The following is a 17,183-nucleotide window of genomic DNA, read 5'->3' on the forward strand; positions in this document are numbered from 1 at the left end:
AGAATTCACCGATCTTCCGACCGTAGTGCGGAACGGCGGTTGCGCCACCGGGTGACCGCCCACAGGACGTTGATCCCGCCCAGGGTGATCAGCACCGCCGCCGAGTCCGCGTTGCCCGCGAGGCCGTGTTCCGGCCCCAGTCCCCGCACCGCGCGGACCAGCAACGTGACGTCGACGGGCAGCGTCACGGTGGCCATGAACGTCAGGCAGGCCACCGTGCCGACCACGAGGACGACGCTGTAGAGGCGTACGGCTCGGCGCTCGTGCGGAGGCAGACGGGTGCTCGGGTCACCGGGACCGGAGACCCGGCCGGGGCGCAACGGTCGTAGCGCACGCCGGAAGACGTAGCGGGCGTAGGCGAGACCGTCGCCGTAGAGATTCCGGCAGCCGGTGAGGTCCTGGAGGACGAAGTACAGGTCCGTGCGGGTGAAGACCATGAGTTGGAACGGCAGCGGCAGCAGGGCCAGCAACAGCGCGGCAGACAGCAGGCGTTGGGTGGTCGTGGTCCCGGTGTCCGGGCCGGTGTCGGTCAGGGCGAGGGTCAGGACCAGGGTCGCGGCGACGGAGAGGTTGAGGGCGATGCCGGCGAGGTAGGCCGTCAACCGGTGGCGGCGGGGCGCGAGTTCGATGCCGCTGATGTCGGTCTGCATGACGAGGAACTGCAGCCGGGTGCCCAGCCGTATCCTCCCCGGCACGCCTGCCGCGCGGGCGGTGATCAGATGCGCCCACTCGTGGGCCAGCACCAGTGCCCACCCGGCCGCCGCGCCGCTGACGAGGACCAAGCTGCCGTGCGGACTCCACAGGAGGTCGCGATAGCCCGGCAGCAGTTCGGGGCGCCGGATCAGGGCCACCACGGCGGCCACCAGCAGCGCTCCGACGAACACGGGCAACGCCGGATGCAGGGCGAACCGGGCCTGGCGGGGGCGGAGCCACGGCAGTGACGCGCGCGGCGGTTCACCGTCCGGAACCGGGCGGTCCCCGATCCGCGCCACGAACCCCAGCGCGGCCAGATCCCTGACGAAGTCCGTGATCTCGAACTCCTCCCCGGTCTCCGCACGCAGCAGCTCCGCCGTACGAGCCACGCTCAGCCCCGCGCCCAGCAGTTCCACCGCCCGCGCACCGGCCGTCGGGAGGGCGACGAAGGTCCGGGTGGCCATACGGCCCACGATCCACTCGTCCCGGTCACGCCGGGTCGCGAGGTCGTGCAGGAGGATGCGCGTGGACGGCTCGATGCGGGGGTGGGCGTCCGCGTCCGAATCCGTGTCCGTGTCCGGATCGGTCACGAGTGGTCCCCGGGGTTCTCAGCCGGTGCCTGTGCTAGTGCTGGTGTCCGTGCCGGTATCGCCGTCGCCGAACAAGCAGCACAGTCCCCCCGTCGCCCCGAACGCTGCATGATCGGGTCGCCCGGCACCATCAGGTTGAGGCCGAACCGGTAGCCGGGGTCGACCGGTGGGACACCGCACAGCAGCGCGATGGCCGCGTGGGCGAGCAGACCGCCGGACAGGCCCGCCGTCACCGCGTTGGCCGGATTCCACTGCATGCGGGGCGAGGCGACGTCCTCGTCCTGGCCGGGCGCGAGCCGGAGTTCGCGTCGCTCGGCCTCGGCGATGCGCAGGCACTCCCAGCACGCGCCCCGGCCGGGAGCGAAGACGCCGACACTCACCAGCGGGCCGCGATAGCCAGCCTCCGCCCACGGCATGCCCGAGTCCAGACAGACCCGGTTGGCCCATCTGCGGATCACGGCGGGCCGGTCGGCGGCCAGCAACAGCACGTCGTACGCGGGCAGTTGACCACGGCCCTCCGACCCACTCGGCACACCTTGAACACCGGAGCCGCCCTCCACCCCTGTCAGCAGCAGCGCTTCGAGATCCGTCTCCCCCCGCACCTCCCGCCGCTCCCCCGTGACCACCGTCTCCGAGTTCAGCGCCCGCAGCTCCCTCAGTGCCGCGTCGACCTTCGGCGTACCGACATCGTGTTCACGGAACAGCGTCTGCCGGTTGAGGTTGGAGAGGTCGACCACGTCCGGGTCGACACAGTGCAGCCGTCCCACACCGGAGGCCACCAGATCCCGTGCGGCGGCCCCACCCGTGCCGCCGACGCCGATCAGCAACACCCGGGCCCGGCGCAGCAACACCTGCGGTTCCCACGCGCTCGCCCTCGGCCGGAGATCCATCCAACGCAGCAGGGTCATCCCCCTGCCGTACCGCTCGCGTTCCCGCTCGGACAGTTCCGCCGGTGGGTCGGCGCCCGCGTCCTCCACGAACCCGGCGCCGGTCAGGTCCGTCATCGCCTGGACGATGTCCGGGGCGGGTAACGGGAGTTCGGGGTGGCGACGGGACACCTCGGCGACGATCTCCTCGGCGTTCCGCGTGCCGTCCATCGTCTCGACCAGAGTCCACACCCAGCCGTCGGGATCCTTGACCTCGGAACCGATGCCGTAGACGACGCTCCCGATCCGGATGTGGCCGTCCACCGTGCGATAGGCCCGGTGTTCCGGCTTGATCCGGGGCCGTCGCATCGCTCGTACCGTCATCTTCGCGCCAATCTCGTGAGCACCGGCTCCTGCGAAACCAACAGTCGTTGACAACCGTCGTCCCGTGCGCGAACTCTGGCAAGAGCACGTCAAGACACTGCGTGGCGCGAGCCACCGCACGCCACAGCCCTCACCGGAAGGAACCGGCATGGCGAACAAGATCGAGATCCGCCCGCTGGACAAGAAGGAGACCACCAGCGACAGCGGTCCCAGCGGTAACTGACCAGATTCGCTCCGATGACCCGCTACCCCACGGTCGCGGAGGTCACCGACTCGGCGCGGCGGCTGGTCTCCCGGTATCCCGAGGCCGGCCGGCTGCGCCGGATCGGGACGTCCCGCGCGGGCCGTCCGATCCTGCTGCTGTCCGTGGGACACGGCCCGCACCACGTCCTGGTGGTCGCGGGACCGCACCCCGACGAACCGGTCGGCGGCGCCACCGCGCTCGCGCTGGCGGAGCAGGTGGCACGCGGCCACCGGCTGACCGCGGCGACCGATCCCGCCCTCGTCACCTGGGACATCGTCCTGTGTCTCGACCCGGACGGCGCCGCCCTGAGCGAGGCCGGAACCGAGGGTCCACCGGCGACGGACCACACGCTGCGCGGCTACTACCGCACCACCTACCGCCCCATCGCGGCGGAACAACCGGAGTGGGCGCCGATCGTCGCGCACCCGCTCCCCGAGAGCCGCACCCTGTTCCAACTGATCGACGAACTACGGCCGTTCCTCCAGTGCTCCCTGCACAGCACCGATGTGGGCGGCAGCTGGGTCCAGTTGACCCGCGACCTCCCCGAACTGGCCGCGCCTTTCCGGGCGTCCGCCGCGGAGCTGGGCATCCCGCTCCAGCACGGCACGTACGACGCCTTGTACTGGGAGAACCCCAGCCCCGCCGTCTACGTCCTGCCCCCACCGGACAGCACCGACCGTCTTGCGGCCGGATCGGAGAACATCGGGGCGTCCACCTGGTGCGCACCCCTGCGCTACGGCGGTGTCACCGCGATCGTCGAAGTCCCCATGTGGGCAAGCGACTTGGCGCAGGACCTGACCCCGCACCCGGACGCCGAACACGCCCTGCGCGACCTGGCCGACCTGGTACGCGACGGCGGCCGCAAGGTGACCGCCGTCCTCGACAAGGCACGCGGCTTTCTGCCACCGCCCCAGGACGACCCGCTCCGCCGCGTGCTGGAGTGGATGGCCGACGGCCTCTACGACATGGTCGCCGACTCCTGGACCCCCCTCGCCCGCCAGGCCGCTGCCGCCGCCGCGTCCGGCGAAGACGACCCGCACCGCCTGACGACGGCCCAGGTCTCGGCCCTGAACATCGTGGCCCGCCGCCAGCCGATCCGCGCGGCAGGCCTTCTGCTACGACTCCTGAAGGCATCGGACGACAGGGCCGCCCCGGCGCTGCACCGCGAACTCGACGAGCTGTTCACCACCTGGTGCACGGACGCCGAAGAGGCCCTGCGGGTGCGCTGGGTACCCGTCCGTCACCAGGTGGAGCACCAGGCACGGACGGTGCTGGCCGGCGCCGAGAGCGCGCTGAAGGCACTCCGTTGAGCGGCTGAACAGCTGAGCGGCTGCGCTGCGGCTGTCCACGTGAGGGACCAGGGGCTCTCACCGCCCGCCGAGGATCGCGTCCACCCCGAACTCGAACCGCTCCTCGAACGCCCCCGGCGCGAGATGTCCGGCCACCCGGTGGAGGGCGGGATGGGTCGTCCCGGAGATCGCGCGCGCCAGGATGTCGCCCAACGGGCGCTGATCGACCGCCTGTTCCTCCTGCGTGAGACCCAGCGCGAAGTAGACGACCGCCCACGAGGTCCACGCGGCCTCGCGGTCACCGAGCCCGCACTTCAGCAACGCTTCCACCAGGGCCTCCGCGAAGCGCAGGGTCCCCGGCTCGGCGGCGTAGGTGCCGACGACGAGCGCGGCGCCGTCGCGGTGGGACAGCAGTCCGCGGCGGAAGCGGCGGGCGAGTTCGCGGGCGCGGTCGGCGGGGTCGGCGGGCAGGTCGGTCAGCGGGATCTCGCCGATCACGGCGTCCGCCATGAGCTCGATCATGCGGGCCTTGGTCTTCACATGCCACTGCACGGTGTTGATCCGCACCCCGAGGCGGTCGGCGACGGCTCGCGTGGTCACCGCGTCCAGGCCCTTCTCGTCGAGGAGGTCCAGCCCCGCGCGGATCACCGTGGCCGGATCCAGCCGGTCACCCTGTTGCGTCTTGGTCACTGACCTAGTTTACTGCACCGCGAGAGTCTTGGTCAGTGACCAAGAAGCCGATCGACAAGAGGGTGATCACATGGAAACCCAGCAGGTCGTCATCGCCGGAGGCGGTCCCGTCGGCCTCTGGCTCGCCGCTGAGCTACGCCTGAACGACATCTCCGTCACCGTCCTGGAACTCCGCACCGAGATCGACGACCGCTCCAAGGCGCTCACCGTGCACCCGCGCGGCGTCGAGGTGCTGGCCTCGCGCGGTATCCACCAACGCTTCCTGGACGAGAGCCTGAAGATCTCCACCGGCCACTTCGCCAACCTCGCCGACCGGCTCGACTTCTCCGTCCTGGACACCCCGTTCCCGTACACCCTCTTCATCCCCCAGGCCCGCACCGAGGCGCTCTTCGAGGAGTACGCCCGCGGGCTCGGCGCCACCGTCCGGCGCGGGCACCGCGTCACCGGCTTCACCGAGCACGCGGACGCGGTGACCGTGCGGGTGGAGGGGCCGGAGGGGCCGTACGAGATCGGGGCGGAGTACATCGCGGGCTGCGACGGCTCCCGGAGCACTGTCCGCGAGGTCGCCGGGATCGACTTCCCCGGCACGCCCTCGACCCATCTCGGCTGGCTCGGTGACGTCCTCTTCGACAATCCGCCGGCGCCCGGTTTCAACCGTTTCAACGAGCGCGGCGGGCTGATGGTCGTACCGCTGCCCGACAACCGGTGGCGCATCGCCGGCACCAGCCCCGACAGCGTGACCACCGAGTGGCCCGGCGACTTCACGATGGACGAACTGCGGCAGAAGGTCGTCGACATCGCCGGCGACGACTTCGGCATGCGCGACCCGTCCTGGCTCTCCCGCTACGGCAACGCCACCCGCCTCGCCTCCCACTACCGGCGCGGACGCGTCGTCCTCGCGGGCGACGCCGCCCACCAGCACTTCCCCACCGGCGGGGTCGGGATGAACGTCGGTTTCCAGGACGCCTTCAACCTCGGCTGGAAGCTGGCCGCGACGATCGACGGCTGGGCCTCGGACGGGCTGCTGGACAGCTACCACACCGACCGCCACCCGGTCGGCGAGCAGCTGATGGAGCACAGCCGCGCGCAGACCTACCTGTTCCACGCCTTCTCCCCCGAGGGCCTGGCCCTGCGCGACCTGCTGAGCCGGATGGTCCCCCAGTCACGGGAGTTCAGCGACGTACTGTCCGGCCGCCTGACCGCGCTCGACGTCGCCTACCCGAGCACCGACCCCACGGCCCACCCGGTCACCGGCACCCGCGCCCCCGACCTCCCCCTCACCGACACCACCCTGTTCGCCGCGCTGCGGGCGGACGCGTACGTCCTGCTCGACCTCACGGAAGTCGGCGCACTCGCCGATCGCGCCCAGCACCGGGTGACGGTGCACACCGGCGCACCCGACAAGACCCGGCCCGCGCGGGCGGACGTACGCGCGGCCCTGGTCCGCCCCGACGGACACGTCGCACGGGCGTGGACGGAACAGGACGACACCGAGCTGGCGCTACAGGTGGCCGCCGTCATCACCACGACCCTCGGCCTCTAGAAGGAACCGAACAGAAGGAGCCGAACTCATGGATCTGGGACTGAGGAACAAGGTGTACGTCGTCACCGGCGGCACCCGCGGCCTGGGCCACGCCGTCGCCCGCGAACTGACCGCCGACGGCGCCAAGGTGATCGTCACCGGCCGCGACGAGAAGCGCACCGCCGAGGCGGCGGCCGAGCTGGGCCCGAACGCGGCCGGAGTCGCGGTGGACAACTCCGACCCACGGGCACCTCGGCAACTGATCGCCACCGCACGGGAGTTGTTCGGCGGCTTCGACGGCATCCTCATCAGCGTCGGCGGCCCGCCCGCGGGCACCACGGCGGCCGTCACCGACGACCAGTGGCAGGCGGCGTTCGAGTCGGTGTTCCTGGGCGCGGTACGCCTCGCCCGAGCGGCCGCCGCGGAACTGCAGCCAGGCGGCTCCATCAGCTTCGTCCTCTCCGGCACGACCCACGAACCGGCCCCCGGCATGGCCCTCTCCAACGGCCTGCGCCCCGGACTCGCCGGTTTCGCCAAGTCCCTCGCGGACGAACTGGGCCCCCACGGAATCCGCGTCGTCGGCCTCCTCCCGGGCCGCATCGCCACGGCCCGCATGCGCGAACTGGACGGCCTCGCCCCCGACCCCGACGCCAGCCGAACGACCAACGAGTCCGCGATCCCGCTCGGCCGGTACGGAACGCCGGAGGAGTTCGGCCGCGTGGGCGCGTTCGCGCTGTCACCGGCGGCTTCCTATGTGACCGGGGTGATGGTGTCGGTGGATGGTGGGGCTCGGCGGGGGTTTTGACACCGTTGGGGCAGAGGGAGGAGGCCGGGGAGGCTTGCGTCCCGTTTCGCTCCGTTCACACCCAGAGCTTGACGGCCTCCAGCCAGCGCGTGTTCTCCATGGTGCCCCCGAAGATGAAGCCGGGGCGTGGCTGGGTGCAGTCCGAACTGCCCCAGTCGTAGCCGTGGACCTTGGCGGTCCGGCAGAGCTGGCCGCTGCCGATGTTGATGGCGAAGCCCGTCATGTAGGGGGCGCTCGACTTCGTGCTGCCGATGTAGTCGTTCTTGCCGTCGCCCATGACGGCCGTCCACTGCGGTTCCCACTTGCCCTGGCCGTTGGTCGAGTTGGCGTCGTGCACGACGGCGTTGGCGGCCGAGCCACTGCCGCCGTACACCGCGATGTTGAGGGCCTTGATCGGATGGGTCCCGCTCGTCGTTCCGGCGAGCGTGCCGTCGCAGACGGGCTTCTGCCAGCCCTGTCCGGAGAGGTACGCGCGGTAGCAGATGTGCCGCCCGGACGGGTCGCTCCGGTGGAGCCGGTTCACGGCGGTGGCCGCGGTGTCCTGCGCGGGCTTCGCGGTCACGGTGGCCTGCGGTGGCTTCGCGGTCACGGTGACGGTGACCCCTGCGACGCCTCCCGCTCCTCCGCCCCCTCCTCCGCTCTTCGGGGCCTTCGCCCCCTTCGAGGCCTTCGGCTTGGCCGACGGTGACGCGGTTGTCGCGCTGGGCAGTGCGCTCACGGTCGAGGAGGCGGTCGGCGCCGTCTCCACGGCCTGGGGACTGCTGCTCTTCTCCGCGCTCGAACGGGAGGTCTGCTTCTGACGTCCTCCGTCGTCCGGCGCACTGCTGCCCAGGATCACCAGCGGAACGATGATGAGAGCGGCCACGCCGACGGCCACCGGTCCGACGACCAGGGGCTTGTGGAGCAGACCGGGCGACCCGTACTCGTCGTCCGACTGCCGCGAGCCGTTCCCCAGGGCGACCTTCGAGCTCGGGCGGGCGGCGGGCGCGGGCGGAGGCGGCCCCGCGAGTCGGCGCTGGCGCTCCTGCTCCCGTGTGTACGCCTCGACGTCGAAGCCTTCATCGTCTTCGTCTTCGTCTTCGTCTTCGTCGATGCTGTCTTCGTTGCCGTCATCGTTGTCGTCGGCAACACCGTCGCCGGCGTCATAGAGATCGTCGTCGTCGGCTCCGAAGAGGCCGGTTCCCGCCACGGGTCCCAACGGCTCAGCGTGTACCACGAGTTCGGCGGGCTCCAGCGGCAACTCCCGCTGCTCCTGCCGCTCCTCCTGCTCCACAAGGCTGCTGGAACCGTCGGGGGCGACCTCGACGAAGGCCACGTACCCCGCGGCGGGATCGGAGATGGTCGCCGTGACGGTGGCGTTCCGGTCACGTGCGAATCCCTGAAGTCTGTCGAGGATCGCGGCGTCGACCGCCTCCCCTTCCGCCACCGGTACGGGTTCGCCGTCGATGGCGGCCGAGCCGTCTCCGGAGATGACCACCGCGTAGCGGGGCGCCGGCTCGGACACCTCCCCGGCGGACGCCGGCTGGCTGAGATCCACCGGTTCCCCGGACACGGCCCGATCGTCCCCCGTGGTCGGCTCGTCCGTCTCTTCACCCCGGCTCATGGCTCTTCCTTTCTGACGTCTCCCGGCCGAAACGGCCCCGGTCGGGAACGGCGTGACGGTCCCCGGGTAGCGCAACGGGCGCCGCTGGGGAACGGTTCAAATCCCAGTGCCGCCAGGACGTCCGCAACCGGATCGAGACCGGTCACTCTCCGTCAGATGTCTTGTGGGACAAGGCTGTTGAGTACAGTCCGGTGGGTGAACGGCTACGAAGATTCCGTACGATTCAGCGTGCTGGGGCCGGTCCGGGCGTGGCGCGGTGAACAGGAACTGGACCTCGGTTCGCCACAGCAGCGGGCGGTCCTGGCGGCGCTGCTGCTGCGGCGGGGACGCTCGGTCGCTCTCGCCGAACTCCTGGACGCCGTGTGGGGCGAGGAGCGGCCGACGGCTGCCGTGTCCGTCCTGCGGACCTATGTGTCGCGCCTGCGCAAGGTACTGGAACCGGGGCGGGAGCCGGCCGGGACTCCACGGGTGGTCGTGTCGGTCGGGGACGGGTATCTGGTCCGGCTGCCGGTGGCCGGCCTGGATCTCGCCGTGTTCGAGCAGCGGGTCACAAAGGCGAGGCGGCTGCGCGCCGCCGGGGAGTTGTCCGCCGCCGCGGAGCTGCTGCGCTCGGCGCTCGGCGAGTGGCACGGAGCGGCACTCACCGGTCTCCCCGGCCCCCTGGCCGAATCCGAGGGCTCCCGGCTGGACGAGGAGCGGCTGGCCACCCTGGAGACCTGGCTGGACATCGAAGTCGAACGCGGGCGCCACGGCGAGGTGATCGCCAAACTGATCTCGTTGACCGGCAAGTATCCGTTACGGGAACAGCTGTGCCGGCTGCTCATGCTGGCGCTCTACCGGTCCGGGAGGCAGGCCGAGGCGCTGGCCGCCTACCGCGGCACGCGGAGCACCCTGGTGGCCGAACTGGGCATCGAACCCGGTGCGCCGCTGCAGGAACTGCACGACCGCATACTGGCCGCCGACGCGACCCTGGACGCCGGTCCGCCCGCACATTCGGCTCCGCCCGCGGCTCCGGCCTCCCCGGTGTCCCCCGCCTCCCGGGTGCCCCCCGCCTCCCCGGCCCTCGTGCACGCGGCCCGCCCGGCCCAACTGCCCGCCGATCTACCGACGTTCGTCGGCAGGCGGCCCGAACTCGACCGGGCCCGGGCCCTGTTGCCCGCGCAGGGCGGTACCCCGGCCACGGTGGTGATCAGTGCGATCGGCGGTATGGCGGGCATCGGCAAGACCACCCTGGCCGTGCACTGGGCGCACGAGGTCGCCGGCCGCTTCCCCGACGGACAGCTCTACGTCAATCTGCGCGGTTTCGATCCGACCGGCTCGCTCGTGACGCCGGACGAGGCCATCCGCGCCTTCCTCGGCGCGCTCGGCGTCCCCCCGATGCGCATCCCCTCCGGCCTCGACGCCCAGACGGCGCTGTACCGCAGCATGCTCGCCCAGCGGCGGATGCTGATCCTCCTCGACAACGCCCGCGACACCGACCAGGTCCGCCCGCTGCTGCCCGGCTCCCCCGGCAGCCTGGTCATCGTCACCAGCCGCAACCAGCTCACCGGCCTGGTCGCCGGCGAAGGGGCGCATCCGCTGCCCCTGGACCAGCTGACGTCCACCGAGGCACACGACCTCATGGCGCGCCGGCTGGGCACCGGCCGGCTCGCGGCGGAACCGCAGGCGACGGACGAGATCATCACGCGGTGCGCCCGGCTGCCGCTGGCCCTGGCCATCGTCGCCGCCCATGCCGTCGCCCACCCCGGCTTCCCGCTCAGTGCCATCGCCGAGGAACTGCGCGACAGCCACGGCAGCCTCGACGCCTTCGCCTCCGGCGACGACATCACCACCGACGTACGGGCGGTCTTCTCCTGGTCGTACAAAGCGGTGTCCCCTCCCGCCGCGCGCCTGTTCCGCCTGCTGGGCCTGCACTCGGGACCCGACATCTCCGCGCCCGCCGCGGCGGCCCTCGCCGGGCTCCCGCTGCGACAGACCCGCGGACTGCTCGTCGAGCTCACCCGCGCCCACCTGCTCACCGAACACTTCCCGGGCCGCTGCACCCTGCACGACCTGCTGCGCGTCTACGCCGCCGAACGCGTCCACGCCGAGGAGACACCCCAGGAGCGGGAGCGGGCCGTGGAGCGACTGCTCGCCTGGTATCTGCACACCGCTGACGCCGCCTACCCGCACATCACCCCGCAGCGTCGCCGGATTCCCCTGGAACCGCCGCCCGACCTGTGCCGCCCCCTGGAGTTCACGACGCACGACCAGGCCCTGGACTGGTGCGAGACGGAGCGGGCCAACCTGGTCGCCGCGGTCCACCAGGCGGCCGGGTCCGGCCGGCCGGGTGTCGCGTGGCGACTGCCCGCCGTCCTGTGGGGGTTCTTCTACCTCCGCAGCCACACGCACGACTGGGTCGACACCGCGCGGACGGGCCTGACCGCCGCCCGCGCCGGCGACGACCGCTGGGGCGAGGCCCAGGGCCTCGCGGACCTGGCCGCCGCGCTGCGCGGCTCGGGCCGGTTCGACGAGGCCATCGACATCTTCCGCCGGGCGATGATCGCCTACCGGGAGCTCGGGGACGCGGACGCCAGGGGGTCGGCCGTGACCAATCTGGGCGACACGTATCTGCAGTCCGGCCGGCTCGGCAGGGCCGTCGAGTACATCCGCCGGGGGCTGGCCGTCGAACGGATCATCGGCACTGCCTGGGGGGAGGGCATCTCCCTGTGCAACCTGGGCGACGTCTACCAGCGGCTCGGCCGGTTCGACGAGGCCGTCGGCTGCCTGGAGCAGGCGTTGACCGTCCTGCGCGCCAACGGCAACCGCTGGGTCGAAGGCGTCACCCTCGACATCCTCGGCACGGCCCATCGCCGACTCCACCACTACGACGACGCCGTCGAGCACTACCACCAGGCGCTCACCACACACCGGGACATCGGCAACCGATGGGGCGAGGGCCACACCCTGGGCAACCTCGGTGACGCCCAACTGGCCGCCGGCGAACCGGAGTCCGCCCGTGACAGCTGGCGGCAGGCACTGGCGATCTTCGCGGAGTTCGACCACCGGGACGCCGCGAAGATCCACGAGCGCCTCGCCCGGCTGGCGGACGGTTCCCCGGACACCGGCGCGCAGGACGCCACGTCCGAGCGGGCCGCCTGACCCGAGCCTCCTCTCGATCACGACCTGGCCGTGGCCCCGGGGGGCGGGGACACGGCCAGGCTGCACCCGTACAACGGGCGGGAGTTGAGGACGGTTCACCTCCCGGGTCAGTTCGCGTCGTGGTAAACACGGCCGCTGGCGTTGGCGGTCGTCCCGTCGTAGAGGCCGGTCGGGCTGGTCTGCGTGGAGAGCGTGAACCACGCGTAGCGCTCCACGAAACTCAGGCTGTCCAGCATCTGTGTCGACGACTTGATGAAGTCGGTCTGTTCCTGCTCGCTGGGGTAGCGGGGGGTGCCCTGGGAGAAGTCGATGAGGCCGTACTCGGTCAGCCAGACCGGCTTGTGGTAGCGGTCCCAGACGGCCTGCAGGTAGCCGCGCAGCTGATTGGCGGCGTCGGGGCCGAAGTCGGAGCCGTACCAGTGCAGGGGAATGAAGTCGACGCGCAGTCCGCGGTCGCTCGCGCCCTTCATGAAGCGGTCCAGCCAGCCGCCGTCGACATCGGCGCCGGAGGCCACCGCGGGCGCGCCAAGACGCAGTCCGGTGGACTCCAGCCGGGGCCACAGGTCCAGGGCCTGCTCGGGTGTCATGTTGGACTGCCCGCCGTTGTCGGGCTCGTTGAAGCCGAGCAGCTCCTTGCTGCCGTTCTGGACGGCCGCGCCCAGTTCGGCGTCGGTGACCGAGCCGGGACCCCAGATCATCGGGACGTAGTCGACACCGTCCGGTTTGGTGACCGCGCCGGTGGAGGAGGCCCAGTCGAAGTACCAGGACGCACCGGACTCGGCCAGCGCCTGGGAGGCACCGTCGACGGGGTTGAGGCTGACGCCCTTGCGGGTCGAGGCGGCGGTGGTGACGGGGTTGGTGGCAGGGGCGGGGGCGGGCTGGGCGACGGTGCCGGGGTCGGCCGGGGCGGTGCTGCCGGTTCCGAAGGCGACGGTCAGGCCGCTGCACTTGGTGCACTGGTACATGACCTTGTTGCCGGGCTCGGCGTCCTGCTTCGACCAGGCGTACGCCGTCGGGCACTTCTGGTTGATCATGTCGCTGTACGGGGTCTTCGCGTCCCGGTTCGGATTGACGCAGACCAGCGACCGGCCGGTGCCCGGGTCCTTGGTCACGTCATCGGCCGGGCAGGCGGACAGCAGGTCCTCGGCGCAGCCCGCCACCGCGCACTCGCCGCTCGCGGGTGGCGTCACGTCGTTCGGCGTGATGGTGACGGGCGCGGCGACGGCGTCGACGTAGCTGACGTCGTACCAGGGGGCCAGGGAGTCGGCCGGGTCGAAGTTGAACTCGGCGAGTCCGGTGGGCTGTTGGCCGAGGGTGCAGTGGTCGGCGTAGGGTCCGCAGTCCCCGACGGCGCAGTGGAACGTACTGCCGTCCTCCCCGCTGCACCCCTGGCGGGCGAAGAAGGTGCCGCGCCAGTGTCCGGCGCCCTCGTGCTCCGGGACGGTGAGGGTGGCGGACTGGCCCGGGTCCAGCGCCGGCAGCCCGGTCAGCGCGGCGGAGCCGTCGGCGTTGACCTCGCTGCCGACCCAGATGCGGCTGTCCGTGTTGTTCCGCAGGGTGACGGTGTGATCGGCGGTGCCCACGTCGGCGGCCGGTGTTCCCTTGATGTTCGTGCTGCTGGAGCGGTGGGCCTGGATCGCCACGGCGGTGCCTGACACACCGACGACGAGCAGGAGCAGGGCGAGCAGGAATGAAGTGCGTCTGCGCATGGAGCGTGCCTCTCCGTCGGGCTTGCGCGTGGGGATCGCGACGATCAGTTGTCGCCGCCGCTGGCACGACGGATGGGGGCGGGGGATGGTTCAGCGGGTGGGGGATGTGTTTATCGTCGTCCCGTCGACCGGGCTTTCTCGTTGTTCTTCGACGGAACAGGACTCTTCGACACACCGGATCGTGATGACGTCTCAGCGGTGCCGGGCGGCGGCAGACGCCCGTGAGGGAGCGAGAAATTTCTGATGACCTCCCGCCCCGTGGGACTGACCGGTGAGACCGGCTCCACGCCCCTGGAAGACGCCGAAAGCGCGGGACTTGGCGGAGCGGACGACTCGGTGCCCTGTCTCAGGGTCTCCCTGTGGTCGGCCGCGAGGAAGGCATTGCCGTCAGAGTTGGGGTCCCGGCTCGGATCCTGGAAACTCGCCTCCCGCGTCGAGGGCCCCCTTCGTGGCGCCGAACGCTCCCAACGTGCTCGGGCTGCCGCGACGAATTCCGCTTCGACATCGAACCTGACGGCCGCGTCCGGGTCGGTCCGCCGCGACTCCCTGAACTTCGCGTTGTTGAAGCAGTCTCTGAGAACCGGCATTCTCTCGGGGTGTTTCTGGAGCTCTGCGAACAGCTGCTTGTTCTCGGGCTTGATCAGCTGCTTCGCGAGCTCGTCCTCGAAGGCCACGCGTTCCGTGTCCGAAAGCCCCTCGATCCTCTTTTCGAGGCCGGCCTGCCGCTCCAGCAGGGCCTGGACCTCCTCCGGAACCATCGGCTGCCACTCGGGCGGCGGCCCCTGAGTCCGCTCGTCCCCACCCTGCGCGTCCGGGGCCCGGCCGCGCGGGCCGCCCTCCTGTCCGCCGTCGGGGGCCGCACCTCCGCCGCCCGCCCCGGACCGGCCCCTGACACGGTCCCAGAGGCGTCGCAGCGCCTCCCAGATCCCGTCCATGAGGTCCGGGCCCGGGACGCTACGCCCGCTGGCCAGCCTGCCCTCGGTCTTGAGCAGATCCCGCGCCAGTGCGGCCGGGGACTTGGCCAGCCGGCGCCAGCCCGGGGAAGTCGTCCTGTCCAGCGCCACGTTGCCCCTCTTTCGGGTCGGAGATGCTGACACGGGCGACAACGGGTCACCGGCGCGAACGGTTCAATGCCGGGAGGCCAGTACGTCGAACAGCTGCCGGGCCGCACTCGTCGTGGCCGCCGGCTCGAATCCCGCCGGCAACGGCAGCAGACCGGAAGGCAGCGGGGACCCGGAAAGCCGCGGGGCGGAGCCGACCGGTCGCGGCAGGTCCTGACGGGCATACCACCCGTCCGTGTCCAGCACCGGCCGGCGCCGCTTCAACAGCCCCTGCGCCGCGAACCGCCGTGTATGGGCAGCGGACATGTGCGTACCTCCCCGACCCGCCGGCTGTGATCCGTCGGGTGGACGCCGACGCCGGTTCGGGGGGCACAACGGATCGCGTACGCCCGGGGGTTCAGCTGTGTCCGGTATTCCGCCGGGCACGGTCGGGTCCCGCCGTCACCGCGCCGGCACGGAGTCGATGCCCCTGCCCCGCAGGCGTCTGTCGATGGCGTCCGGGACGTCCGGGCGGTGGTCCGGATCGTGCTCGTACATGGTCCTGAGTGCCGGGGCCAGCGCTTCGACGACGTGGTCGTCCTCGGCCTCGCCCCACTCGCGTAAGGCACGGTCCAGACACTCCCGGGTCCCGCGCAGGTCCGCGTGCGCCGGGGACGAGTGGAACCGGGCGGCGGTCAGCCACAGCCGGGCCGCCAGACCGTGGTTTCCGGCGAGGGCGGCGACGACGGCTCGTACCTCGATCCAGTGCGTGGCCTCGGGGGACTTGACGCCGTGGACCCGGATGTCCTGGTTCTCCAGGCTCCGTATCGTGGCCTCGACCTCGTCGGACCGGCCCGCCCGCGCCGCGTGCCACAGGGGGGCGTAGGGGTCGCCGCCAGGCACGGAACCCACGGTGAGGAGCGAGTGCTGCGGAAACGTGCGGGAGACGAGCCCCCCGCCGGGTCCGTCCGCCGCCGGATCCCCGCGGCGCGCGTCCGCCGTCATGGCGACGGTGACCCCCAGCATGATCATCAGCAGTCCCGGCCACGCGCTCCCGACCGGCAGTTGACCGAGCCACACCCAGGCGATGAACGCGGCTACCGGCGCCTCCAGCAGAAGCATCACGCTCACCGCTGTGGCCGGCGCCCGGCCGAGCGCGAAGTTGAGCGAGAACAGCCCCAAGAGCTGGGGAAAGACGAGCAGCCCCAGCAGCGCGAGCCAGGTGTCACCGGTGAACGTGACCGGCGGGGTGCCGGTGACCAGGCAGGCGACCAGCAGCTCCACGGTGCACACCGAGAAGCACAGCACCGAGTAGAACGGCGTACTGACGTCGGGTCGGGCCTGTTCGCTGAGCGCCGTGTAGACCGCCTGTGCGACCGCACCCGCGAGGGCGAGAGCGTCGCCGACCATCGCCCCGCTGCCCGCCCGCATGTCCGCGCCGCTGGCCACCGCCGCGCCCACCACCGCGACGGCGAGACCCGCCCAAGTGGCGCGCGGGAGGCGCTTGTTCAGCAGGGTGGCGATGAGTGCCTGCCAGACCGGCTGGGTGGCGACCAGCGCGGTCGCCATGGCCACGCTCGTCATCCGCGTGCTGGACATGAACGTGACGAAGTGGACGGCCAGTGCCGTGCCGGCGAGCACGCCGAACAACACGCCACGCCGTTGCTCCCTGCGCACCAGGAAGCGCTCCCCGCGCACCACCTTCCCCATCTCGCGCCGCCGGATCAGCAGGAACGCCGGCCCCAGAGTGAGGAGGCCCAGCGCGTTGCGCCCGAAGGCCAGCGCCAGTGCGGGGCCGGCGGCGTACGCGGTCAACGGCGCGGTCAGGGAGACCGCGACCACCGCCACCAGTACGGCGGCGACGGAGACGGCGTCGAGCTTTGTGCGCATGACGAGGAGCAGCCTTCGTGGTGATGTGCCGTGTGGTGCGCCAGGGCGAAGGGACGGAGCCGAGGCGAGGAGGCTCGTGGTGTGAGCCGGGTCGCGCAGGAGGCACGACGGGTCACCGGGGCGAGCGGTTCAACGGCGGACAGTTCCGTGGCGAGCGGTTCCACGGGAACCGTTCACCGGAAACGGCTCAATGCCGGGAAGCCGCTACGTCGGGCAGGTGCTGGGGCTGACCCGTCATGGCCGCCGGCGCGAAAGGCACAACGGCTCGCACATACAAGGTGGTTCAGCACAACGACCACGTCCCTGCGGCGCGGCCGTGACGCGGACTCGTGGGTACGGCCACCGCTTGCGAGCGGAGGCGGCTCCGTCAGGCCCGGGCGGGCGGTGGTGGCGGTCCGGCAGACTGCCGTACTCCGAAGGGGTCCATGTCGTCGACGGACGGAATCTCTTTCGGACGATGGGATCCGGGCTTGCAGCCGGCGAAGGACCCATCGGGCCACGCAGGCCGTCCATCACCGGTACCAGGTGGTCGCGGTGCCACTTGGCGGGACCGACCATCGCTGTCGAGTCCGCCGGGTACGTCGACCTCGTACGTCATGCCGGTGTCCCTCGTGTCGGACGGCCTGGGCCGCCTCCATGTTCGAGACACAACGGCGCGCGCCCGCCCGGGGTTCAAAGCCCGAGCCGCTCGCCGTGGCCCTCCTGCCCGACGTTTTG

At 71.5% G+C, this 17,183-nt stretch carries 12 protein-coding genes and 1 pseudogene; 5 read left to right on the plus strand and 8 right to left on the minus strand.

Going from position 1 to position 17,183, the window contains the following annotated elements; all coding sequences use genetic code 11:
- Nucleotides 1-5: 5 nt before the first annotated feature.
- Entirely contained in the window at nt 6-1,283 is a 1,278-nt protein-coding gene (locus OO70_RS42875) for a hypothetical protein (protein ID WP_043684474.1), read from the minus strand.
- Nucleotides 1,280-2,533 carry a HesA/MoeB/ThiF family protein gene (locus OO70_RS42880; RefSeq protein ID WP_051742145.1) on the minus strand — a complete coding sequence of 418 codons (1,254 nt, stop codon included), beginning with the start codon at nt 2,531-2,533 and terminating at the stop codon, nt 1,280-1,282. The genes OO70_RS42875 and OO70_RS42880 overlap by 4 nt, the downstream gene beginning before the upstream one ends.
- Before the next feature lie 64 nt (nt 2,534-2,597).
- Between OO70_RS42880 and OO70_RS54910 the strand changes: the two genes are divergently transcribed.
- Nucleotides 2,598-2,756, plus strand: coding sequence for a hypothetical protein (locus OO70_RS54910; protein WP_158711592.1), 159 nt, complete (start codon nt 2,598-2,600; stop codon nt 2,754-2,756).
- Between the two features lie 14 nt (nt 2,757-2,770).
- Entirely contained in the window at nt 2,771-4,087 is a 1,317-nt protein-coding gene (locus OO70_RS42885; RefSeq protein ID WP_043684476.1) for a M14 family zinc carboxypeptidase, read from the plus strand.
- 57 nt (nt 4,088-4,144) lie between these two features.
- On the opposite strand, the gene OO70_RS42890 is transcribed toward OO70_RS42885, so the two are convergent.
- On the minus strand, nt 4,145-4,756 hold the full coding sequence (locus OO70_RS42890; RefSeq protein WP_043684479.1) for a TetR/AcrR family transcriptional regulator C-terminal domain-containing protein: 612 nt from the start codon (nt 4,754-4,756) through the stop codon (nt 4,145-4,147).
- Between the two features lie 70 nt (nt 4,757-4,826).
- Here OO70_RS42890 and OO70_RS42895 point away from each other — a divergent pair.
- A pseudogene (locus OO70_RS42895) lies at nt 4,827-6,343 on the plus strand (FAD-dependent monooxygenase).
- Nucleotides 6,328-7,083: an SDR family NAD(P)-dependent oxidoreductase gene (locus OO70_RS42900; protein ID WP_043684485.1), complete on the plus strand. Its 756-nt coding sequence runs from the start codon at nt 6,328-6,330 to the stop codon at nt 7,081-7,083. Before OO70_RS42895 ends, OO70_RS42900 begins: the two are co-directional and overlap by 16 nt.
- 55 nt (nt 7,084-7,138) lie before the next feature.
- On the opposite strand, the gene OO70_RS51500 is transcribed toward OO70_RS42900, so the two are convergent.
- The gene (locus tag OO70_RS51500; protein WP_051742146.1) at nt 7,139-8,686 is read right to left on the minus strand and encodes a hypothetical protein; all 1,548 of its coding nucleotides are present in this window, start codon (nt 8,684-8,686) and stop codon (nt 7,139-7,141) included.
- Nucleotides 8,687-8,881: 195 nt separating this feature from the next.
- On the opposite strand from OO70_RS51500, the gene OO70_RS42910 reads away from it, so the two are divergent.
- A complete protein-coding gene (locus OO70_RS42910; protein ID WP_043684488.1) occupies nt 8,882-11,827 on the plus strand; it encodes an AfsR/SARP family transcriptional regulator in 2,946 nt (981 codons plus the stop codon).
- A 107-nt stretch (nt 11,828-11,934) separates the two neighbouring features.
- Here the strand turns inward: OO70_RS42910 and OO70_RS42915 are convergent, their stop codons facing one another.
- From OO70_RS42915 to OO70_RS55575, 4 genes are all read right to left on the minus strand, one after another.
- A complete protein-coding gene (locus OO70_RS42915; protein ID WP_043684490.1) occupies nt 11,935-13,536 on the minus strand; it encodes a glycosyl hydrolase in 1,602 nt (533 codons plus the stop codon).
- Between the two features lie 110 nt (nt 13,537-13,646).
- Nucleotides 13,647-14,600, minus strand: a complete 954-nt coding sequence (locus OO70_RS42920; RefSeq protein WP_043684493.1) for a hypothetical protein — start codon at nt 14,598-14,600, stop codon at nt 13,647-13,649.
- 63 nt (nt 14,601-14,663) lie between these two features.
- Nucleotides 14,664-14,903, minus strand: coding sequence for a hypothetical protein (locus OO70_RS42925; RefSeq protein ID WP_043684497.1), 240 nt, complete (start codon nt 14,901-14,903; stop codon nt 14,664-14,666).
- A gap of 135 nt (nt 14,904-15,038) precedes the next feature.
- Complete coding sequence (locus tag OO70_RS55575) at nt 15,039-16,466, minus strand: DMT family transporter (protein ID WP_063749778.1); 1,428 nt, start codon at nt 16,464-16,466, stop codon at nt 15,039-15,041.
- Nucleotides 16,467-17,183 lie beyond the last annotated feature (717 nt).

The sequence above is a fragment of the Streptomyces xylophagus genome (assembly GCF_000716435.1).
Classification (GTDB): Bacteria; Actinomycetota; Actinomycetes; order Streptomycetales; family Streptomycetaceae; genus Streptomyces; species Streptomyces xylophagus.

Coding starts and splice junctions, on each gene's coding strand:
- OO70_RS42900 (WP_043684485.1), top strand. CDS start 6,328: ATGGATCTGGGACTGAGGAACAAGGTGTACGTCGTCACCGGCGGCACC.
- OO70_RS42885 (WP_043684476.1), top strand. CDS start 2,771: ATGACCCGCTACCCCACGGTCGCGGAGGTCACCGACTCGGCGCGGCGG.
- OO70_RS42925 (WP_043684497.1), bottom strand. CDS start 14,903: ATGTCCGCTGCCCATACACGGCGGTTCGCGGCGCAGGGGCTGTTGAAG.
- OO70_RS51500 (WP_051742146.1), bottom strand. CDS start 8,686: ATGAGCCGGGGTGAAGAGACGGACGAGCCGACCACGGGGGACGATCGG.
- OO70_RS42915 (WP_043684490.1), bottom strand. CDS start 13,536: ATGCGCAGACGCACTTCATTCCTGCTCGCCCTGCTCCTGCTCGTCGTC.
- OO70_RS55575 (WP_063749778.1), bottom strand. CDS start 16,466: ATGCGCACAAAGCTCGACGCCGTCTCCGTCGCCGCCGTACTGGTGGCG.
- OO70_RS42880 (WP_051742145.1), bottom strand. CDS start 2,533: ATGACGGTACGAGCGATGCGACGGCCCCGGATCAAGCCGGAACACCGG.